Here is a 22312-nt window from a genome sequence, read left to right as displayed (position 1 = left end):
GTCAGCCCCGGGCCGGCTCCTCGTCACGCAGGCGCTCGTCGGAGGTGCCGGGCTCGAGCACGTCGTGCTCGGTCCGCGTGCCGGGCTCGACCGGTGCGCTCTCGTCCACGGCGCCGTGCGCGGTGTCCTGCGCGGGGGAGTCGGACGGCTCCCTCGGCGCGGGAGGCTCGTGGGCGCTCTGCTCGGCGACGTGCGCGCCCGCGTCCGGGCCCCGCCGCTGCCAGGCGACCGCCGGGGGAGGCGCGGCGGTGGGGTCGGGTACGACGGGGACCGCGGTCGCCGACGACGGCCGCCGGCGCGCACGCGACTTCTTGCGGCCTGCCGAGCCGTAGCTGTACGCGTAGCCGGCGGACCGCGACCGCCGGACCTTATTGAGGACGATGCCGAGGACGTTCGCCTCGATGGCGTCCAGGGAGTCGAGGGCCTCGACGAGCTCGTGCCGACGGACCTTGCTGGACCCGGCCACGACGATGACCCCGTCGGTCCGGTGGGCGAGGACCGCCGCGTCGGTGACCGCCAGCAGCGGCGGGGCATCGACGACCACGAAGTCGTACAGCTCGCGTGCCCGGTGCAGGAAGGCGGACATCGCCTCCGACTCGATGAGCTGTCCGGGGTTGGGCGGGGCAGTGCCCGCCGTGACGACCCGCAGGGTCGGAGTGGCCCAGACCTGCGCGACCTCCTCGAGGGTCGCCTCGCCCACCAGCACGGTCGACAGGCCGGCGCTCTCCTCGAGCCCGCACTCGCTCGCCACGCTCGCCCGCCGCATGTCGGCGTCGACCAGGAGCACTCGTTTGCCCTGCTCGGCCATGGTGAGCGCCAGGTTGATCGAGGTCATCGTCTTGCCCTCGTTGGGCACGGCCGACGACACGACGACCACCCGCAGGGGCGTGGCCAGGTTGAGGAACTGGAGGTTGGTACGCACGCGGCGGTAGGACTCGGCGAGCGGAGAGTGCGGCACCTCGACGATCGCGCGCCCGCCGTGACGGCGGATCGAACGATCGAGGGGGACCACGCCGAGCATCGCCCGCTCGGGCTCGGTGGGGATGTCCTTGATCGTGCGGACGCGGGTGTCGAGCCGCGACACGACCAGGGCGATGACGAACCCGAGCGCGAGGCCGAGGGCGAGGCTCGTGGCCACGTCCAGCTTCTTGTTCGGGGAGAACGGGTGCAGGGGCGCGACGGCGGGGGAGACGACGTTCATGGTGACGGTCGCGGCTCCCTCCGCGGACGTCGGCGACAGCTCGACGACGGTCTCGGACAGGTGCGTCGCCACCGAGTTGGCGATCGCGGCCGCGCGGTCCGGGTCGGTGGACACGGCGGTCACCTTGATGATCACGGTGTTGAGCGGGGAGTCGGCGGTGACGGCTCCGGCGAGGGCGCGGCTGCTCACGGTCAACCCGAGGTCCTCGACGACCGGATCGAGAACTCGGGGCGTGGTGGCCAGCTGCACGAACGACTCGACCAGGCCACGCGTGTAGGTCGAGCCCTGCACGAGCTCGCCCACGGTGTCGCCGCGGGTCAGCGACACGTACATCTCGCTGCTCGCCCGGTACATCGGCGTCGCCGACTGGGTGTTGTAGTAGCCGATGCCTGCGCCGACGGCGGCGAGCACAGCGATCACCCACCACCGCTTGCGCAGCGCCGACAAGTACTCGTTCATGCCCAACGCACGTTCCTCCGCCCTCGCCCTCGCCCCCACGGACCCCGATCCACGAGGGAAAGTGGTGGTGCCGCACCGGCCGCCCATCGTCTCACGAGGCCCGAGCACCGACCGGGGCGGGTGCGGCTGAAATACGGTGCGCGGCGGTACGGCCGCGACCCACCGCCCCTACACTTTCGCCTCGTCCCCACCCCCGGCGCGCGGAGCACCCCATGTCTGAGCCAGTGAACTCCCCGCCCGTCGACGAGGGCGCCTCGCGCCGTCGTCCTGCGTGGTGGTGGTGGGTCGCCGGTGCGGTCGCGGTCGTCCTGGCCGTGTCGATCGGCATCGCGCTCACGCGCCCCACGTCGGACGACGCGTCGCCGACCGCGACGGGGACGAGCGCCTCCGCGTCCGAGACGGCCTCGGCGACCTCGTCGGCGCCGAGCAGCACACCGACCGAGGAGCCGTCCGCCCCGGCCGAGGGCGAGGCCCCTGCCCCTGCCCCCGCCCCGGAGCCGGGTTCGACGCAGACGGCGCCGATCGACGGCACGGGGACGCCGGCGGCCGACGTCACGGCCCGGGTCGCCCTGATCGAGGCGGTCGACGGGACGGCCGAGCTGCCGGGCGAGGTGGGCGGCCCGTCGCTGCGCGTGTCGGTCGAGATCACCAACGGCACGGCGAGCGCCCTCGACCTGACGACCGCGGTGGTCAACCTCTACTACGGGGCGGACGCCACCCCGGCCACACCGCTCGGCCAGCCCGGCACGGTGCCGTTCGCCGAGCAGGTGGAGCCGGGGGCGTCGTCGACCGGCACCTTCGTGTTCAACGTGCCGGTCGACGCCCGCGACGACGTCACCATCGAGCTCGACCTGTCCGTGGGCTCGGCCGTCGTGCTGCTCCGGGGTCCCGCAGGGGTCTGAGGCGTCGAGCGCGTCCACGACGCGGTGCCGCCGAACGGGCGACAATCACCCCCAAAACGGGCAAGTTCACCCCTGTGCAGTGACCTGTTTGTCCCTTTTCGGCATTAGTTTCTCCCCAGTCGCTCAGCTGTACGTCACCTGAGCCCCCAATCAGGAGGAACGGCACATGCAGCGGTCAACGTGGGCACAGCGGGCCGTCGCGGCCCCCCTCGCCGTCATCGCTCTCGGGTTCGCCGGGCTGGTGGCCGCGTCCCCGGCCCAGGCCGACACCGCGCCACTGGACCCGGCGGAGCCGACGACCGTCACCGCGGACTCGCTGCCCACGGTCCAGGTCAACGGGGTGGTCTGGAACCAGCAGATCGTGGGCAACACGGTGTACGTGGCGGGTGACTTCACCAAGGCCAGGCCGGCCGGGTCCGCCCCGGGTGCCAACGAGGTCAACCGCACGCACCTGCTGGCCTACGACCTGACCACGGGCGTGCTCAAGCCGTCGTTCGCCCCCGTGCTCAACGCACAGGTCAAGGACCTCGCGCTGTCTCCCGACGGGTCCCGGCTGTACGCGGTCGGCAACTTCACGTCGATCGACGGCCAGGCGCGGTACCGCATCGCGTCGTTCGACACCGCCACGGGCGCTCTGACGACGTTCCGCCCGACGGTGAACGCACCCCTCGTCAGCGTGACGGCCACCCCCTCCGGTGTCTTCTTCAGCGGATCGCTGACCAGCGTGCAGGGCACGGCGCGCGTCGGCGTCGCCGGCCTGGACCCGGTCACCTCGACCGTGCTCCCCTTCAACCCGACCGTCTCCGGCGGTTCGATCCGCGCCGTGCTGGCCGCCCCCGACGGCGAGTCGCTGATCCTCGGTGGCGCGTTCACGAGCGTCAACGGTGGTGCGGGCTACGGTCTCGCGCGGGTGTCGACGGCGACCGGCGCGAGCATCCCGCTGCCGGTCAACAGCTTCATCCGCAACGGCGGCCAGGACTCCGCCGTGCTCAGCCTCGAGTCGGACGGGACCAGCTTCTACGGAGCCGGCTACCACTTCGGGGGCGGCGGCAACATGGAGGGGTCGTTCTCGGCCAGCTGGGCCACCGGCCAGATGAACTGGGTCGAGGACTGCCACGGCGACACGTACTCGGCGTTCCCGGCCGGAGACGAGGTCTACTCGGCGAGCCACAAGCACTTCTGCGGCAACACGGGCGGCTTCCCCCAGACGGACCCGTGGACCTACTACCGCGCCACCGCCACGAGCAAGGCGGTCTTCGGTGTGAACACGGTGGACCCGTACGGCTACCCGGACCACGACGGTGAGCCGGCCCCGCGCATGCTGAACTGGTACCCGACGATGAACGCGGGCACGTTCACCGGCAAGGGCCAGGGGCCGTGGACCGTGAACGGCAACGACGACTACGTCCTGATGGGTGGCGAGTTCACCCTGGTCAACGGCGCGGGCCAGCAGGGTCTCGCGCGGTTCGCGCGGTCCGCGATCGCCCCCGACGTCCAGGGACCGCGCCTCTCGGGTGCCAACTTCCCCCTCTCGGCGAACTCGTTCGCGTCGGGTCAGGTGCGGCTGTCCTGGAAGACCAACTACGACCGGGACAACGCCACGCTCACGTACAAGCTGTACCGCACGAACATCACGACGCCCCCGATCTACACCGAGACCGTGACCACGCCGTTCTGGCTGCCGCAGTCCATGGGCTTCGTGGACCGGAACCTCACGCCTGGGTCAAGCCAGCGGTACCGCCTCGAGGCGGTCGACCCGTTCGGCAACCTGGCTCGCTCGGACTACGTCACGGTGACCGTCAACGCCGACGGCGTGGCGAGCGCCTACACCGACGCCGTGTGGGAGGACGACGCGACCTCGTTCTGGCGGCTCGGTGAGCCGATGGGGCCCGACGTCAACGACTGGGCCGGCTTCTCCGACGCGACCGCGAGCGCGGGCGTGACCCGTGGCGTGACCGGGGCGATCCTCGGCGACACCAACAAGGCGGCGAGCTTCTCCGGCACGACCTCCGGCCTCGTGGCCACGAACACGGCGGTCCCCGGGCCGCAGGTGTTCTCCATCGAGACCTGGTTCCGCACGACGACGATGACCGGCGGGAAGATCGTCGGCTTCGGCAACCGCAACACCGGGAACAGCGGCAGCTACGACCGGCACATCTACATGCTGCCGTCGGGCCAGGTCGTGTTCGGGGTCTACCCGAACGCGAGCAAGATCGTCACCTCGGGGTCGTCCTACAACGACGGCACCTGGCACCAGGCGGTCGCGACGCTGGGCCCGGACGGGCAGAAGCTGTACATCGACGGCAAGCGCGTCGCGCAGGCCAGCAACGTCACGTCGGCTCAGTCGTACTCGGGCTACTGGCGGATCGGCGGGGACTCCCCGTGGTCCGGTGACGCCTACTTCCGTGGCGACATCGACGACGTCTCGATCTACTCGACCCCGCTGACGGCGGCCCAGGTGAACAACCACTGGGTGGCCTCCGGGCGGCCCTCGGCCCTGCCGACGGCTCCCGCGGACGCCTACGGTGCCGCCGTCTTCGGCCTCTCGCCGGACGTCTACTGGCGCCTCGACGACGCCGCCGGCAGCTCGATGGCGGCGGACGCCGGACCCACCGAGAACCCGGGCACCTACCGCGGGGCGGTCAACTACCGCGTCGACGGGGCCGTGCCCGGCCCGGGCAAGGCCGTCCAGCTGCCGCCGACCGGCGGCACGCACGGGCTGGTCGTCGCGACCAAGCCGGCGTCGGGCCCGACGACCTACAGCGAGGAGCTGTGGTTCAAGACCTCGACGACGTCGGGCGGGAAGCTCATCGGGTTCGGTGACGCCACCTCCGGCACCTCGAACAACTACGACCGGCACGTGTACATGGAGACCGACGGTCGCCTGACGTTCGGCGTGTGGACCGGACAGACCAACACCATCACCACGCCGGCCGCGTACAACGACAACGCGTGGCACCACCTCGTGGCGACGCAGTCGTCGGAGGGCATGCGGCTCTACGTCGACGGCCAGCTGCGGGGCACGCACCCGCAGACCGCGGCGCAGGAGTACACCGGCTACTGGCGGATCGGTGGCGACACGACCTGGGGCCCGCAGCCCTGGTTCGACGGCACCATCGACGAGGCTGCGATCTACCCGGTCGCGCTCACGCCGGCGCAGGTGGCCTCGCACTGGCAGCTGGGCAGCGGTGCGGTCCCGCCCAACGCGTTGCCGACCGCGGCGTTCACGTCCACGGTGACCGACCAGACCGTGCTCGTCGACGGCTCCACGAGCTCCGACAGCGACGGCACCGTGGTCGGGTACGCCTGGAGCTTCGGTGACGGTGCCACCGCCACCGGTGCCACGGCGACGCACGTCTACACGACGGCGGGCGACCACTCGGTCACGCTGACGGTGACGGACGACGACGGCGGGACGTCCCAGGTGACGAACGTCGTGACGACGACGGCACCGAACGTCGCCCCGACGGCCGCGTTCAGCGCGAGCGTCGTGGGCGGTCAGGTCTCGGTCGACGCGACCGGGTCCTCGGACCCCGACGGCTCCGTCACGAGCTACGCGTGGAACTTCGGGGAGGGCGTGACGGCCACCGGCCCGACGGCCAGCCACACCTACACGAGCAACGGGACGAAGACGGTCACCCTGACGGTGACCGACGACGACGGCGCCACGGGGACGGCGTCCCGCAACGTGTTCGTCGTCATCCCGAACCAGGCACCGACGGCCGCGTTCACGGCGACCGCCACGGGACTGTCGGTGGCGCTCGACGCGTCCGGCTCCACGGACCCGGACGGCACCGTGCAGACGTACGCCTGGAACTTCGGCGACGGGACCCCCACCGCGACGGGCGCGACGACCTCGCACCCCTACGCCGCGCCGGGGACCTACACCGTGACCCTCACGGTGACGGACGACGACGGCGACTCGGCGACGACGTCCGAACCGGTCACGGTCTCCACGCCGCCGGCCAACGCACCGTTCGCGGTGGACGGCTTCGGCCGGACCGTCGCCAACGGCTGGGGCACGGCCGACGTCGGTGGCGGCTGGACGAGCACCGGGACCGCGAGCCGGTTCTCGGTGAACGGCTCGACCGGCAACGTCTCGCTGGCCGCGGGCATCACCACGACGTCCGTCCTCGCCGGGGTGTCCTCGACGAGCACGGACCTGACCACCACGGTCGGCGCCGACAAGGTCCCGGGCGGTGGCGGTGCCATGCTCACGGTCCTCGGCCGGCGAGCGAGCACGGGTGAGGCGTACGGCGCCCGCATCAAGCTGTACGAGAACGGCGCGGTGCAGCTGCACCTCACCCGGCCCGGCACGACGCTCGTCGGCGGGACGGTCCCCGGGCTGACCTTCACCGCGGCGACGAGGCTGAACCTGCGTCTGCAGGTCACGGGGGTCTCCCCGACGACCGTCCAGGCCAAGGTCTGGAAGGTCGGCGACCCCGAGCCGGCGGCGTGGTTCGCCACGTTCACCGACTCGGCGACGCCGGCGCTGCAGGCACCGGGTGGGATCGGCATCCAGTCGTACCTGTCCGGCTCGGCCGCCAACGGCCCCGTGGTCTTCTCCTACGACGAGCTCTCCGCCCGGCCGGTGGGCGCGGCAGCACCGAACCAGGCGCCCACGGCGGTGTTCACCCCGACGGTGAACGGGCTCGGCGTCTCGGTGGACGCGTCGGCGTCGTCCGACCCCGACGGGGCCGTGACGGGGTACGCCTGGCAGTTCGGCGACGGCGGGACCGCCAGCGGTGTGACCGCGTCGTACACGTACGGGGCGGCCGGCACCTACCCGGTCACGCTGACCACCACCGACAACACCGGTGCCACCGCCACCTCGACGACGTCTGTCACGGTCGCGGCCCCGCCGGCCAACCAGCCCTTCGTCGCCGACGCGTTCACGCGCACCGTCGCGGGTGGCTGGGGCGCGGCGGACACCGGGGGCGCCTGGGCGCTCACGGGTACGGCGAGCAGGTTCGGCGTGGACGGCGGCGCGGGCACGTTCACCATCCCCGCGGGGGTGACGCTCGGGGCGACGCTCCCGGCGGCCGCGTCGCCGAGCGCGCGCGTGGGTCTCACGGTCGGCGCGGACAAGCGCCCCGACGGTGGTGGGTCGCTCATCATGGTGCAGGGACGCAAGGTCGGCGGCGAGGCCTACGGCGCACGGCTCAAGCTCGTCGCGGACGGCAGCGTCCAGCTGCACGTGTCGCGGGGCGCCGGGGTCGTCGTCAGCGGGATCACGGTGCCGGGCCTGACGTTCGACGGTGGCGACCGGCTCCGCGTGGTCCTCGAGGTCGTCGGGTCCGCCCCGACCACGGTGCGTGCCAAGGTCTGGGAGGTGGGCACGACCGAGCCCGCCGACTGGCAGGTCAGCATGGTCGACGCCGCCGCGAGCCTGCAGGGTCCGGGGACGGTGGGTGTGACCACCTACCTCGCCGGGTCCGCCACGGTGGGACCGGTCGTCTTCTCCTTCGACGACCTCACGGCAGAGCCGGTCGCCTGACGGCACCGGCGCAGGCGACCCCCGGGTCGGAGCGGGAGACCGCTCCGGTGCCGGGGGTCTCTCGCGTCCGGGGCGCGACGGCGGACCGCCTCCGGGGGGTGGGCGGCGGCCGTCAGGCCCGGCTGTCGGGCGCCGAGTCCAGGGCGGGCGCCGGGGTCTCGACGGCGGCTCGCGGCGTCGCGGGATCGCGGACGACGACCCAGGCGAGCAGCCCGACGGTGAGGATGATCTGGGGGAGCGACGAGTGTGCGGGGCTGAAGAGCAGGTTCCAGATGGTCCGCACCGCGAGGTAGGTGAGGAGCGCCGCCGCCTGCTTGCTGGCGAGGCGGCGCAGGTACCCGTTGATCGTGACGGCGAGGAGCGCGACACCGGTGGCGATGCCCGCGAACCCGAACCGGGCCCAGAAGTCGGCGATGGTGGAGTGCAGCACGATCCCGCTGCCGAACATGTACCGCTCGACGTACCCGTTGTTCGGGTCGTAGCCGATCGACGCCATGCCGGTCTTGGCCACGACCACCGTCTCGGCGGTGGGCTGCGTCCCGCTGCCGAACCCGTAGGGCCGGTGCGCGAACAGGGCGATCGTCGCGCCGAGCTCCGGGCGCGCCCCGAGGATGACGGAGCCGCTGGCCGCCGTCTGCGCCTCGGTGCGCTGCTGCGCCGACTCGCCCAGGTACCCCTCGAGGATGAGGCTCTGCCCGACGTTGTACAGCGCCACGACGAGCACGGCGGCGAGCGCGGCCGCGCGGAGCCGGGAGGTGCGCCGGGATCGCGCCGGGCCCCAGGACTGCGCCAGGACCACGATGAGCGCGAGCACGAGGATGGCCGTCGCGGAACGTCCGCCGTTCAGCGCCGACACGGCGATGAGCACGACGGTCGTGAGGGCCTGCACCCACACCTTGCCCACGTACCAGGCGAGGGCCAGGGCGATGATCGTCACCGGGGTGGCCAGACGGAAGCGCCACAGGTTGGTGTCCGGGTCGAGCTCCCCGCTGGACGCGAAGAACATGCCGACCCCGAAGAGCACGGCGATCGCGGGCGCGGGGATCAGCGTGCGCGCCCAGATGACGGCTCCGATCCCGAGCGCGAGCTCGAGGGCCATCACGCTGGAGAAGATCAGGGCCCGCTGAGAGGTCGGGAAGGTCGCCGACGCGAGCTCGGTCAGCCAGAAGCCGAGGACGAGGGACGCCAGCACGCCCGCGACGATCCACCGGTAGCCGGCCCACCGGACCACGACGGGCCACCAGACGGGCAGGAACACCGCCGAGGCGAGCATCCCGAGCGTCACGCCCTGCGCGACGGGGATCCGCGTGGCGACGAGCAGCACGGTGGCGGCGGCGACCCAGGCGGACCCTCCGGTGTGCCACGCACCCCGGCCCCCGCGCTCCAGGGTGTCGGACCCGACGGCACCCGTCCGGACGAGAGGAGGCACAGGTTCGCCGCCTTTCTCGCGGTCCGCGGGGTCTCAGTCTCCCACCGTCCGGGCGAGCGCAGACCGGCAGTCGGGTGGATAGCGGCTGAAAAACGGGGACAAACGGTACATCTCGTGCCTGCCCAGCCTAAAATTCCGGGGTGACGACCGAACCCCACCCGAGCGCGGACTCCGGGACCCCCCGCCCCCGCCTCGGCTGGGTGGACGCCGGGCGTGGCATCGCCATCCTTCTCGTCGCGCTGTTCCACTCCGCCAACTGGTCCGCCGCGGCGGGTGCGCACGTGGGCGGGTGGATCCAGGTCAACCTCGTCGTGTCGTCGCTGCGCATGCCGCTGTTCTTCGTGCTCGCGGGGCTCTTCGCGCGCAAGTGGGTGCTGGCACGCTGGTCCGACCTCTGGGACGTGAAGCTGCGGCTGTACGTCTGGACGTACTTCCTGTGGACCGTCGTCGGTGTCGCCACCTTCTTCATCGGCGTCCGGATGAAGGGCGAGGGGTCGCTCGAGGGGGTCCTGCGCGTCGTCGGGGCATCGCCGTACGCCCCGCAGCTCGAGCTGTGGTTCATCTGGGCGCTCGCGCTCTTCTTCGTGGTGGCCAAGCTCACCGCGCGGGTGCCCGTGGCCGCGCAGCTGGCCGTGGCCGGTGTCGCGTCGGTGATCGCGCTGAGCGGGTGGGAGACCTCCGTCCCGGGCTGGTCGGGGTCGGTGAAGTACTACTTCTTCTTCCTCGCGGGGATGTACGCGCGCAGCGCCGTGCTCGCGTTCTCCGAGCGCGTCGGGTGGGGTCTCGGGACCGCCCTGATCGTCACGTGGGCGGGGTTCTCGGTGCTCCTGTGGGCCATGGACTGGCGTGCGCTGCCGGGACTGTACTTCGTCAACTGCGTCCTGGGCGTCGGCGCCGGGATCGCGCTGAGCATGGCGGTGCAGAACGCGCCGCTGCGCTGGATCGGGTCCCGCACGCTGCCGATCTACCTCATGCACACCCCGCTGATCATCCTGCTGGCCGTGGCCCTGCACTACAGCGGTGCGGTCGACCTGCCCGGCATGTCGGTGCTGATGCCGCCCCTGCTGGCAGCCACGGCGGTGTCGGTCGCGCTCCTCGTGCACTCCCGCCGCAGCAGCCTGCACTGCGAGGCCCTGTTCGCCCCGCCCGGGTGGTTCGCCACCGTGCGACGCCCCGCCGACCGGACGGCCGTCGCCGCGGAGCCCCGTGGCTGACGCCGCACCCGCCGTGGGCACGTCGACGACCCCGCGGCTCGCGTGGGTCGACGCGACGCGCGGCTACTGCGTCGTCGCCGTCGTGCTGTTCCACGTGGTCCTCTGGAACGTCCTGTCCGCGGACGCGGTGGACGACGTCGCCGACGGCGTGTGGGGGCTGGTCAACACCGTCCTCGACAGCGTCCGGATGCCCGTGCTCGTGGCGGTCTCGGGTCTCGTGCTCGCCCGCCAGGTGCGCGCGGGTCTGCGGACGAGCACCACGGGATACCGCGCAGCGGCCAACTACTACCTCTACGTGGTGTGGCTGCTGGTGTACTTCCTGTTCTTCGCGGTGTTCGCGCAGGCGTACCTGCGGCACCGCGTGGACGGCGCGGACGTGCTCGTGCAGCTCCTGGTCCCGGACACCACGCTCTGGTACGTCTACGCGCTCGCGGCGTACATCGTCGTCCTGTCGCTCCTGCACCGCGCGCCGCCCGTCCCGGTGCTGGTCGTCGCCGCGCTGGTCTCCACCGTCGCCCATGCGCTGCGCGTCTGGGACGTCCCCGGGGTGGCGGACCAGTTCTGGCCCAAGGTCCCGGAGATGGTCGTGTTCTTCGCCCTGGGCGTCTACGGCGCCGGGGTGCTCCGCAGGCTCGCGGAGAGGGCCAGTGTGGTCGTCCTGCTCGTCGCAGCGGCAGCCGCCGCGGCGCTCACGGTGGCGAACCGGCTCGTCGACGGGCCGCTCGCCGACTCGCTGTTCTTCGTCGTCCGGTGCACCGCGTTCGTCGCCGTGAGCGTCGTCGCCGTCGCGCTCGCCGTGCGCTGGGAGCCTCTCCGCCGGCTCGGGGTCGCCCTCGGCCGCCGCACGCTCGGCGTCTACGTGCTCCACCCCCTGCTGATCGGGGTGTGGATCGTCGTCGTGCGCACCTGGGGCGGGGACCGGCTGGACGACGTGCTCGGCCAGCGCGCGACGGCGCTCGTCTACCCGCTGGTCGTCACGGCCGTGGTGGTCGCCGTGTCGGTCGGCGTGCAGACGGTGCTCACCCGCACGCCGCTCGCGTTCCTGTTCGAGATGCCCGAGCCCCTGCGCGCGCGGTTCGGCCGGGGAGACCTGCCCGTCCGAGCAGCCGCCGCGCCGGAGCCGGAGAGGACCACGCATGGCTGACGACCACGCGGCGACGATCGCCCCGGCACGTCCGACGACGCCGGGGGGCCGGACGCGCCGCCGCGCGCTGCCCTCCCTGCTGGACGTGTTCGACCCGCGGGCCAACGCGCTCAACCTCATCCGCCTGCTGCTGGCGCTCGGCGTCCTGCTGCGGCACTCGTTCACGATGCTCGGCACGAGCTCCGGCTGGGCTCCGGCCGAGGTCCTGATGCGGAGCGTCTTCGTGGACGCGTTCTTCGCGATCTCCGGCTTCCTGATCCTCGGCAGCTGGGTCAGCAGACCCGACGTCCGCCGCTACGCCCGGGCCCGGTTCCTGCGGATCATGCCGGGCTTCTGGGTGTGCCTGGTGGTGACGGCGTTCGTCCTGGCACCGGTGCACGCGCTCATCACGGGCCACCCGATCACCTCCCGGTTCGTCAGCGACGAGTGGGGCTACGTCTGGCACAACAGCGCGCTGTGGATCTTCCAGGAGGGGATCGACGGCACCCCGACCGGTGCCTCGCCGCAGGAGTCGGGCACCTGGAACGGGTCGCTGTGGACCCTCTCGTGGGAGTTCGCCTGCTACGTGGGGGTCCTGGTCCTCGGCGTGACGCGCCTGGTGTCCCGGCGAGCCGTGATCGTGGTGCTCTTCCTCGGCTCGCTGGCGCTTCTCTCGCTGACCTCCACGGACGTCGTCCCGGGCTACCTGCCGCATCACGCCGCGCGGTTCGCGACGATGTTCCTGGCCGGAGCGGTGGTCTACACGTTCCGGGACCGGATCCCGGCCTCGAGGTGGCTCCTGCTCCCGGCTGCCGCCGTCGTGCTGCTGTCCACGGCGCTGCCGGACTACCGGCTCATCGGCGCCCTGCCGCTGGCGTACCTCGTCATCGTCGCGGGGGCGCTCATCAAGAACCCGGCGCTGCGCCTGCCGACCGACCTCTCGTACGGCACCTACATCTACGGCTACCCGATGCAGCAGATGCTGATCGGCGTGGGCGCCGCCTCGCTGGGCGTCCTCGGGTTCTTCGTCGCCTCGGTCGCGGTCGTGCTCCCCATGGCGGCCCTGAGCTGGCGAGCCGTCGAACGTCCCGCGCTCCGGCTCAAGAACGTGGAGCTGCTCAGCCGGTTCCGTCGTCCGGCTGTCCCGGTTCCACCTGCGACGGGTCCGGGCGATGACGGCTGACGAGGTGGTCGCGCCGCGGCCGGAGGTGCTGGAACCGCCCCGTCCCCGCGCGCAGGGAGCCCCGACCCTCGCTGAGCAGTTCGATCCCCGGCGCAACGGGCTGAACGCCGTCCGCCTGGGGTTGGCCGCGGCGGTGATCGTCTGGCACTCGGTCCCGGTGACCGGTGCCTCGGTGCCCTGGGCGCCGGTGCGTCAGCTGGGCGGGAGCCTGTGGGTCGACGCGTTCTTCGCCATCTCCGGCTTCCTGATCACCCGCAGCTGGATCCGCAACCCCCGCCTGCGGACGTACCTGTGGGCGCGCGCCCTGCGGATCCTGCCCGCGTTCTACGTGTGCCTCGTACTGACCGCGTTCGTCATCGCGCCGCTGGCCGTCCGCGCCCAGGGCCAGTCCCTCAGCCTCTCCGACTCGCTCGACTACGTCCTGGCCAACGCGTTCCTCCGGGTGCAGCAGTACGACATCGCGGGGACCCCGACCGGCGTGCCGTACGAGGGCGTCTGGAACGGGTCCCTGTGGACCCTGTGGTGGGAGGCGCTCTGCTACCTCGGCATCGCCGCGCTGGGCGTGGTGGGTCTCCTGCGCCGCAGCCGGGAGACCGTCGTCGTGCTGTTCGTCCTCTTCTGGTGCGCGGAGCTCGCGGTGACCCTCGGCGTCGTCGAGCGCTACGAGTTCCGCATGGGCGCGCGGTTCGGTCTGATGTTCACCGCCGGCGCCCTGCTCCTGGTGCTGGCCCACCGGGTGCGGGTCCGCCCCGCGTACCTCGCCGTCGCCGCGCTCGCCGTCGTCCCCGCCGCCTTCGTCCCGGACTACAGGCTCGTCGCCGCGCCGCTCGTCGCCTACGTGGCGCTCGGGCTGGGCGCGATGATGACGGCGCCTCGCTGGCGGTTCACCCAGGACCTGTCCTACGGCACGTACGTCTACGCGTTCCCGCTCCAGCAGGCGCTGGTGTGCGTCGGGCTGGGTGCGCTGCCGGTGGCGGTGTTCGCCGGCCTCTCGATCGCGGTGACCCTGCCGGTTGCTGCGGCGAGCTGGTTCCTGGTCGAGCGTCCGGCGCTCAGGCTCAAGCGGGGTGCTCGGCCACCCGGGGGACAAACGGGGTGAAATCGGACCGGAACCCTTCCGCCGTGCGGGGGTCCCGCGGCTAGCCTGCAAGTCACCGGGCGTGAGCCCACCCATCTCTGAGGGAGCCATGTGAGCGTGTCGGACGGCCCAGGCACCACCTCGAGGTTCGAGGTGACCGTCATCGTCCCCACGTACAACGAGGCACCGAACGTGGCCGAGCTCGTCCGGCAGCTCGGGGTCGCGCTCGACGGTGTCGCAGCGGAGGTCCTGTTCGTCGACGACTCCTCGGACGACACGCCCGATGTCGTCCGGACGGTCGCCGCGACGGCGGCCATCCCGGTGCGACTGATCCATCGCGACAACCCGACCGGCGGACTCAGTGGGGCCGTCCAGGAAGGCATCGCCGCGAGCACGGCGACGTGGTGCCTCGTGATGGACGGCGACCTGCAGCACCCCCCCGACCTGGTGCCGGTGCTGCTGGCGACCGCCGTCCACGAGGGCGTCGACGTCGTCGTCGCCTCCCGGTACCTGGCCGACGGCAGCAGCGGGGGACTGGCGAACGCCACCCGGCGCGCGGTCTCCTCCGTGTCCACCAGCCTCACCCGGGCGATGTTCCCCCTGCGGCTCGCGGACTGCTCCGACCCGATGACGGGATTCTTCGTCGTCCGTCGGGCCGCCGTCGACCTCGAGCGCCTGCGTCCCCGCGGGTTCAAGATCCTGCTCGAGATCCTGGCCCGGCACCGGCTCACGCTCGCGGAGATCCCGTTCGTCTTCGGGGACCGGCTGGCCGGGGAGTCGAAGGCCTCGCTGGCACAGGGTCTCTCGTTCCTCTCGCAGCTGGCGGCCCTCCGGTTCGGCCGGATGTCGCGGTTCGCGGTGATCGGCGGACTGGGCGCCCTGGTGAACATCGGCATCGTGGCCGCCTTGACCTCGCTGGGAGCCGGCTACCTGCTCGCCGCAGTCTGCGCGGCCGAGTTCACGATCGTCATGAACTTCCTGCTCCAGGAGCGGTTCGTGTTCCACGACCTGCGCCACGAGGGCCGGGGGGTCTGGCGCAGGTTCGGCAGCTCGTTCGCCTTCAACAACGCCGAGACGCTCGTCCGTCTGCCTCTGCTGGCGCTGCTCGTGCAGACCGCACACGTCGCCGCCGTCCCCGCGACCGCTGTGACGCTGCTGATCGCGTTCCTGGCCCGCTTCACGTTCCACGCCCGGGTCATCTACCGCCCGCGGTCGTCGCGGAGGTCGTCGTCGCTGCCGGCCGAGGCCGCTCCGCTGCTGGACGAGCGGGCCTGACACGGGGTATTCACCCGTCTGAACCCTGCCGGAAATGCCCGATTCATCATAATGTCGATGTCGAGAAAGAAGCTCGCCGCCAACGCTGTCGGCCTACGTACTGGAGGTCGGATGTCCCAGCGAGTCGGTTACGCCCCAGGGGCGTACGACCTGTTCCACGTCGGGCACCTCAACCTGCTGCGGCACGCGCGCCAGCACTGCGACGTCCTGATCGCCGGCGTGGTCTCCGACGAGATGCTCGAGAGGGCCAAGGGCCGGCGGCCGGTCGTCCCGCTGGCGGAGCGGATGGAGATCGTCAGCCACATCTCCTTCGTGGACCGCGTCCACGCCGAGGTGCTGCCGGACAAGCTGGACACGTGGGCCGCGGTGGGCTTCGACGTCTTCTTCAAGGGCGACGACTGGCGTGGCACGGTCAAGGGCCGCGACCTCGAGCGGCGCTTCGCCGAGGTCGGCGTGGAGGTCGTGTACTTCCCGTACACGATGCAGACGTCCAGCACGATGCTGCGCGCCGCTCTCGACCGCCTGGTCAGCCCGCTGCGTGACGACGAGGCCGTGGCGGCCACGGCGTGAGGTACCGGCGGCCATGAGCACGCCGGGGGCCACGAGCGCGCCGGCCCCCGCGGACACCGGCCGTGAGCCGGATCGGGCGCCGCGCCTGGCCTGGGTCGATGCGACCCGGGGCTACAGCGTGGCCGCCGTGGTGCTGTTCCACGTGGTCCTCTGGTGGACGCTCGCGTCACCGGCCGGCATCGCCGACCCCGGTGACAGCCTGTGGCGGACCGTGAACTCGTGGCTGGGCAGCGTGCGGATGCCCGTTCTCCTGGCCGCGTCAGGCCTGGTGATGTCGCGGCAGGTCCGCGCGGGACTGCATCGGTCGACGACCGTCTTCCGGGCCGTGGGCAACTACTACCTCTACCTGGTGTGGCTGGCCCTGTACGCGGTGTTCTTCGTCGTGGTCCCTGCCACCGAGCTCCCGCACCGCATCGACGGCGTGGGGGACCTGCTGGTCCAGGTGGTCGCCCCGGCGACGACCCTCTGGTACCTGTTCGCCCTCGCCGTCTTCATCCCGGTCCTGGCGGCCGCACGGCGCGTACCGGCGTGGCTCGTGCTCACGGCCCTGGTCCCGCTCTCGGTCTGGGCGCACACGCTCGACGACACCGCGAGCTTCTGGCCCCGCATCCTCGAGGTGTTCGTGTTCTTCGCCGTCGGTGTCTACGGCGCGCCGCTGCTGCGTCGGCTCGGCGAGCGGGGTGGCCCCGGTCTGCTGCTGGCCACAGCGGTGCTCGCGGCGGGTGTCACGCTGCTGGGCCGGGTGATGGAGGGTCCCGTGCTGGGCGGTGTGCTCTTCGTCCTGCGCGGGACGGCATTCATGCTCCTGGCCGTGGTTGCGGTCGCGCTGGTCGTCCGATGGGGACCCGCCCTCCGCCTGGGCGTCGGCCTCGGGCGGCACACCCTTGCGGTGTACGTCCTGCACCCGCTGTGGATCTACCTGCTCCTGTGGGCGACGGCCGGAGCTGCCGGCGCCCTGGTCGACGGGGTGCTCGGGTCCGCGGTGGGTGCGCTGCTGGCGCCCCTGGCGATCACGGCGGCCGTGATCGCGCTGAGCCTCGGGGTGGAGGTCCTCACCCGCCGGGCCGGGTGGTCGGCGCTGTGGGAGCTCCCTCGTCCCGTCCGCGCTCGTCTGGGTCGCTGAGATGCGCGCTGCCCCGCCGGATGTCCGACGGCCCTCGTAGACTTGACCTGCACCCCGCCTCCTTCGTGGATCCGGGGCGTTCGCGCTGCACCTAGGTGCCCTCCCCGGTGCCGCAGGCATGTCTCGTCGCTCCACGAAGGACCCCATGGACCTCTCCGGCCTCCTGCCCGCCCTGCTCTCCGACCCTGCCGCCGCCGCGGCCGTCGAGAACGTCCGTGCCCGTGGCGAGCTCGACGTCGTCGGCCCCGCGGGGGTCCGTCCGCCGCTGCTGGCCGCGCTGGCCTCGGGTCGCCCGCTGGTCGTCGTGACCGCGACGGGCCGGGACGCCGACGAGCTCGCCGCCGCCATCCGGTGCTACGTGCCGGCCGACGACGTGGCGGTCCTGCCGTCGTGGGAGACGCTGCCGCACGAGCGCCTGTCGCCGCGCAGCGACACCGTGGCACGGCGTCTGGCGGTGTTCCGGCGGCTCGCGCACCCCGAGACGGAGGGGCACGCCGGGCCGGTCCGGGTCCTCGTGATGCCGGTGCGGGCGCTGCTGCAGCCGGTGGTCGAGGACCTCGGGGAGCTGGCGCCCGTCTCGATCAGCACCGGGGACCGGGTGGACCTGGCGGACCTCGCGGAGAAGCTGGTCGGCGCGGCGTACACGCGCGTCGACATGGTGGAGAAGCGCGGCGAGTTCGCGGTGCGCGGCGGGATCATCGACGTGTTCCCGCCGACGGAGGACCACCCGCTGCGCGTCGAGCTGTGGGGCGAGGACGTCGAGGAGATCCGCTGGTTCTCCGTGGCCGACCAGCGCAGCCTCGAGGTGGCGGACCACGGGGTGTGGGCGCCGCCGTGCCGCGAGATCCTGCTGACGGACGCGGTCCGTGCGCGTGCCGCCGAGCTGGTCCCGCAGCTGCCCGGTGCGGTCGACATGCTGGACAAGCTGGCGCAGGGCATCGCGGTCGAGGGCATGGAGTCGCTGGCGCCCGCGCTGGTCGACCGCATGGTCCCGGTGCTCGACCTGGTGCACGACGACAGCCTGCTGGTGATGGTGGACCCCGAGCGGGTGCGCCGTCGCGCGCACGACCTCGTCGCCACCACGCAGGAGTTCCTCGAGGCGGCGTGGACGTCCGCGGCGGCCGGTGCGGCGACGCCCCTGGACCTGTCGGCGGCGAGCTTCGCGTCGTTCGCGGAGGTCCGCGCGCTGGCGGCGGTGCGCGGGCTGGGCTGGTGGACGCTGTCGCCGTTCTCCCTGGACGTCGACGCGACGGAGGCCGCCAAGCCGGACGACTTCTACGAGGGCGCGACGGGCACCGGCCACACGGCCGCCCGCAACGAGTCGCCGCACCTGAGCGCGATGGCCGACGACCTGGCGGCGACCGCGCAGACGCTCGTGATCGCGGCGCGGGACGTCGAGCGCTACCGCGGGGAGGTCGCCCGCGCGGTGGCCGACGTCCGGGTGCTGCAGCAGGCCGGCTGGCGGCTGGTGCTGGCCACCGAGGGGCACGGCCCGGCGCAGCGCATGGTCGAGCAGCTCAAGGCCGCCGAGGTGCCCGCGCGGCTGGTGGGGACGATCGCCGAGGAGCCCGACGGCGGCGTCGTCCTCGTCGTGCCGGCCCCGGTCGGGCCCGGGTTCGTCGCGGAGCCGCTGCACCTCGCCGTGTTCTCCGAGTCGGACCTCACGGGCCGTGCGGGGACGTCGACGCGGGACATGCGCAGGATGCCGAGCCGGCGCCGCAACGTCGTCGACCCGCTCCAGCTGCGCCCGCACGACTACGTGGTGCACGAGCAGCACGGCGTCGGGCGGTTCGTGGAGCTGGTGCAGCGGACCATCGGAACCGGCGCCACCGCGGCGACGCGCGAGTACCTGGTCATCGAGTACGCCTCCAGCAAGCGGGGTCAGCCGGGGGACCGGCTGTTCGTGCCCAGCGACCAGCTGGACCAGGTCACCAAGTACGTGGGCGGCGAGGCGCCGAGCCTGTCCAAGATGGGCGGGGGCGACTGGGCGAAGACCAAGGGCCGCGCCAAGAAGGCCGTCAAGGAGATCGCCGCGGAGCTCATCCGGCTCTACTCGGCGCGCATGGCGACCGCCGGGCACGCGTTCGGCCCGGACACGCCGTGGCAGCGCGAGCTCGAGGACGCGTTCGCGTACGTCGAGACCCCGGACCAGGCGGCGACCATCGACGAGGTCAAGGCCGACATGGAGAAGCCCATCCCGATGGACCGGCTGGTGTGCGGGGACGTCGGCTACGGCAAGACGGAGATCGCCGTGCGGGCCGCGTTCAAGGCGGTGCAGGACGGCAAGCAGGTGGCGATCCTCGTGCCGACGACGCTCCTGGTCCAGCAGCACCTCGACACGTTCAGCGAGCGGTACAGCGCGTTCCCGGTGACGGTGAAGGCGCTCAGCCGGTTCCAGTCGCCCAAGGAGTCCAAGGAGGTCGCCGCCGGGCTGTCCGACGGCACGGTCGACGTGGTCATCGGCACCCACCGGCTGATCACCGGCGAGGTGCGGTTCAAGGACCTGGGGCTCGTGGTGATCGACGAGGAGCAGCGGTTCGGCGTCGAGCACAAGGAGACGCTCAAGGCGCTGCGCACCAACGTGGACGTGCTGTCGATGAGCGCGACGCCCATCCCGCGCACGCTGGAGATGGCGGTCACGGGCATCCGGGAGATGTCGACGCTGGCCACCCCGCCCGAGGAGCGGCACCCGGTCCTGACGTTCGTCGGCGCGTACGACGAGAAGCAGATCAGCGCGGCCATCCGTCGTGAGCTGCTGCGCGAGGGCCAGGTCTTCTACGTGCACAACAAGGTCGACTCGATCGAGCGGACCGCGTCGCGCCTGATGGAGCTGGTGCCCGAGGCCCGGGTGGCGGTGGCGCACGGGAAGATGAACGAGCACCAGCTCGAGCAGGTCATCGTCGACTTCTGGGAGAAGAGGTTCGACGTCCTGGTCTGCACGACGATCGTCGAGACCGGCCTGGACATCTCCAACGCCAACACCCTCATCCTCGAGCGCGCCGACCTCCTCGGCCTGTCGCAGCTGCACCAGCTGCGCGGCCGGGTGGGCCGTGGGCGCGAGCGCGCGTACTCGTACTTCCTCTACCCGCCGGAGAAGCCGCTGACGGAGACCGCGCACGACCGGCTGCAGACGATCGCCGCGAACACCGACCTCGGCGCCGGCATGGCTGTGGCCATGAAGGACCTGGAGATCCGCGGTGCGGGCAACCTCCTGGGCGGCGAGCAGTCCGGGCACATCGAGGGCGTCGGCTTCGACCTGTACATCCGCATGGTCGGGGAGGCGGTGGCCAACTTCCGCGGCGAGGTCGAGGAGGAGCTGCCCGACGTCACCATCGAGCTGCCCGTCGACGCGCACATCCCGCACGACTACATCGCGCACGAGCGGCTGCGCCTCGAGGCGTACCGCAAGATCGCGGCGGCGGCGGACTCGGCGGCGCTGGGCGAGGTCCGGGCTGAGCTGCTCGACCGGTACGGCGCCGTGCCGTCAGCGGTCGACAACCTGTTCGAGGTGGCCGAGTTCCGCCAGCACGTGCGCGCCTCGGGGCTGTCCGACGTCACGGCGCAGGGCAAGTTCGTCCGGTTCGCGCCCGTCGACCTGCCCGAGTCCGCGCAGCTGCGGCTCAAGCGGCTCTACCCGGGCGCGGTGCTCAAGCCGGCCACGCGCACGGTCCTGGTGCCCTGGCCCATGACCGCACGGCTGGGCGGCAAGCCCGTGCAGGGGCGCGAGGTCATGCTCTGGGCGCGCCAGTTCATCGACGCGGTGGTCCGCGGTGACGTCGCCGCGGCGGCCACGGCAGGCACAGCCGGGACGGTGGGCACCGCGCGCAGGTGAGGGCCCTACGATGACCCCGATCGACGAGCGACGACGCGGGAGGTCCGGCTGTGGCGGTGCAGTGGCGTAGGGCAGTGCGGGGCAAGGCTGTGCGGGGCGCAGGCCTGGTGGTCGCGCTGACGGCGACGGTCGGTCTGGTCGGGTGCTCCGGGCAGCCCGGGGCCGCGGCCGTGGTCGACGGCACGGCGATCCCCACCTCGGACCTCGAGGCCGCCCTGACCGAGCTGTCCCCGTGGCTCCCGGACATCACGACGACCAACCTGCTGGCCCTGCTGGTCCAGGAGCCGACGGTCGTGGAGCTGGCCGAGGAGAAGGGCGTCGGGGTCTCGGACGAGGACGCCCAGGCGCTGCTGGACAGCGTCGTGGAGCAGCGGGTCGAGGGTGCCACGGCGACCTTCACGGAGCCGTCGCTCGCGGTCGCGCGGTACTCCATCGCCTACAGCAACCTCGAGGCCCTCCCGGAGGCCGACGACGTCGGCCAGGAGATCGACGGCCGGCTGCGCGAGCTCGACATCACGGTCAACCCGCGGTTCGCCTCGCTGCAGGAAGGCTTCCAGATCGGCGCTCCCGTCCGCCCGTCGTGGCTGGTGGACGCCGACGCGGACGCTGCCGACGACGGAGCGCCGGAGCCTCAGCCGACGCCGGAGCCCGCGCCCTCGGCCTCGTGACGACGGCGCCGGACCCGCTGCGCGAGCTCGTGCGGGTGATGGACAGGCTGCGCTCGCCGGGCGGCTGTCCGTGGGACGCCCAGCAGACGCACGGGTCGCTGGTGCCGTACGCCCTGGAGGAGGCGTACGAGCTGGCGGAGGCGATCGAGACGGGCGACCGGCCCGGGCTGCGCGAGGAGCTGGGCGACCTGCTGCTGCAGGTCGTGTTCCACGCGCGCATCGCCACCGAGCACCCGAGCGACCCGTTCGACGTCGACGACGTGGCTGCCGACCTCGTCGCCAAGCTGGTGCGGCGGCACCCGCACGTCTTCGAGGACGATGGGTCCGCGGCGGTCGTGGGGGACGTGCACGTGCAGTGGGACCGGCTGAAGAAGGCCGAGAAGCAGCGCGCCTCGGCGCTCGACGGTGTGCCGCTCGCCCTGGGGGCGCTCGCGCGGGCGCAGAAGGTGGCCGGGCGGGCCGGCCGGGCGCAGCTCACGACCCCGCCCCCCGCCGGAGGAGAGGGCCTGGGCGAACGGCTGCTCGCGCTCGTCCTGGAGGCGGACGCCGCCGGGATGGACGCGGAGGGTGCGCTGCGGCAGGCGGCCGCTGCCTGGGAGCGGGACCTGCGCTCGGCCGAGCGGGCCGCGGGTGCCTGAGGCGGAAGTTCCGCGGATCCTCCGACCAGCAGACGGAAAGCGCTTGCCGGAGCCCGAGCGAAGGCCGTAGCCTGCCCGGGGCCGCCATGATGAGGGCCAGCCACCACGACCACCGACGAC

Annotated in this window: 14 protein-coding genes; 12 read left to right on the top strand and 2 right to left on the bottom strand. The window is 72.4% G+C overall.

What is annotated here, in order from left to right:
- Position 1: 1 nt before the first annotated feature.
- Entirely contained in the window at positions 2–1660 is a 1659-nt protein-coding gene (locus tag CXY01_RS09195; protein WP_186813343.1) for a tyrosine-protein kinase domain-containing protein, read from the bottom strand.
- Positions 1661–1872: 212 nt separating this feature from the next.
- On the opposite strand from CXY01_RS09195, the gene CXY01_RS09190 reads away from it, so the two are divergent.
- On the top strand, positions 1873–2562 hold the full coding sequence (locus tag CXY01_RS09190; RefSeq protein WP_146927134.1) for a DUF4352 domain-containing protein: 690 nt from the start codon (positions 1873–1875) through the stop codon (positions 2560–2562).
- Positions 2563–2728: 166 nt separating this feature from the next.
- Entirely contained in the window at positions 2729–8059 is a 5331-nt protein-coding gene (locus CXY01_RS09185; protein ID WP_146927133.1) for a PKD domain-containing protein, read from the top strand.
- A gap of 112 nt (positions 8060–8171) precedes the next feature.
- Here the strand turns inward: CXY01_RS09185 and CXY01_RS09180 are convergent, their stop codons facing one another.
- Positions 8172–9488, bottom strand: a complete 1317-nt coding sequence (locus CXY01_RS09180) for a hypothetical protein (RefSeq protein WP_146927132.1) — start codon at positions 9486–9488, stop codon at positions 8172–8174.
- Positions 9489–9628: 140 nt separating this feature from the next.
- On the opposite strand from CXY01_RS09180, the gene CXY01_RS09175 reads away from it, so the two are divergent.
- From CXY01_RS09175 to CXY01_RS09130, 10 genes are all read left to right on the top strand, one after another.
- The gene (locus CXY01_RS09175) at positions 9629–10702 is read left to right on the top strand and encodes an acyltransferase family protein (protein WP_146927131.1); all 1074 of its coding nucleotides are present in this window, start codon (positions 9629–9631) and stop codon (positions 10700–10702) included.
- Positions 10695–11846: an acyltransferase family protein gene (locus CXY01_RS09170; RefSeq protein WP_146927130.1), complete on the top strand. Its 1152-nt coding sequence runs from the start codon at positions 10695–10697 to the stop codon at positions 11844–11846. Before CXY01_RS09175 ends, CXY01_RS09170 begins: the two co-directional genes overlap by 8 nt.
- Positions 11839–13008: an acyltransferase family protein gene (locus CXY01_RS09165; RefSeq protein WP_146927129.1), complete on the top strand. Its 1170-nt coding sequence runs from the start codon at positions 11839–11841 to the stop codon at positions 13006–13008. Before CXY01_RS09170 ends, CXY01_RS09165 begins: the two co-directional genes overlap by 8 nt.
- Positions 12998–14107, top strand: coding sequence for an acyltransferase family protein (locus CXY01_RS09160; RefSeq protein WP_146927128.1), 1110 nt, complete (start codon positions 12998–13000; stop codon positions 14105–14107). The genes CXY01_RS09165 and CXY01_RS09160 overlap by 11 nt, the downstream gene beginning before the upstream one ends.
- A 132-nt stretch (positions 14108–14239) precedes the next feature.
- Positions 14240–15361 carry a glycosyltransferase gene (locus CXY01_RS09155; RefSeq protein ID WP_246125194.1) on the top strand — a complete coding sequence of 374 codons (1122 nt, stop codon included), beginning with the start codon at positions 14240–14242 and terminating at the stop codon, positions 15359–15361.
- Between the two features lie 111 nt (positions 15362–15472).
- Positions 15473–15931 (top strand): FAD synthase family protein, encoded by a 459-nt coding sequence (locus tag CXY01_RS09150; protein ID WP_146927127.1) that lies wholly within the window; start codon positions 15473–15475, stop codon positions 15929–15931.
- Between the two features lie 13 nt (positions 15932–15944).
- Positions 15945–17054, top strand: a complete 1110-nt coding sequence (locus CXY01_RS09145; protein ID WP_146927126.1) for an acyltransferase family protein — start codon at positions 15945–15947, stop codon at positions 17052–17054.
- A gap of 145 nt (positions 17055–17199) precedes the next feature.
- Positions 17200–20886, top strand: a complete 3687-nt coding sequence (gene mfd / locus CXY01_RS09140) for a transcription-repair coupling factor (protein ID WP_146927125.1) — start codon at positions 17200–17202, stop codon at positions 20884–20886.
- 107 nt (positions 20887–20993) lie between these two features.
- Positions 20994–21554: a hypothetical protein gene (locus CXY01_RS09135; protein ID WP_186813342.1), complete on the top strand. Its 561-nt coding sequence runs from the start codon at positions 20994–20996 to the stop codon at positions 21552–21554.
- Positions 21551–22192, top strand: a complete 642-nt coding sequence (locus tag CXY01_RS09130) for a nucleoside triphosphate pyrophosphohydrolase (RefSeq protein WP_307724387.1) — start codon at positions 21551–21553, stop codon at positions 22190–22192. Before CXY01_RS09135 ends, CXY01_RS09130 begins: the two co-directional genes overlap by 4 nt.
- Positions 22193–22312 lie beyond the last annotated feature (120 nt).

It is taken from the genome of Cellulomonas xylanilytica, from assembly GCF_007989805.1.
GTDB classification, from domain to species: Bacteria; Actinomycetota; Actinomycetes; order Actinomycetales; family Cellulomonadaceae; genus Cellulomonas; species Cellulomonas xylanilytica.
Note: the sequence above shows the minus strand (reverse complement) of the source record. Positions and strands in the feature narration are given on the sequence as shown.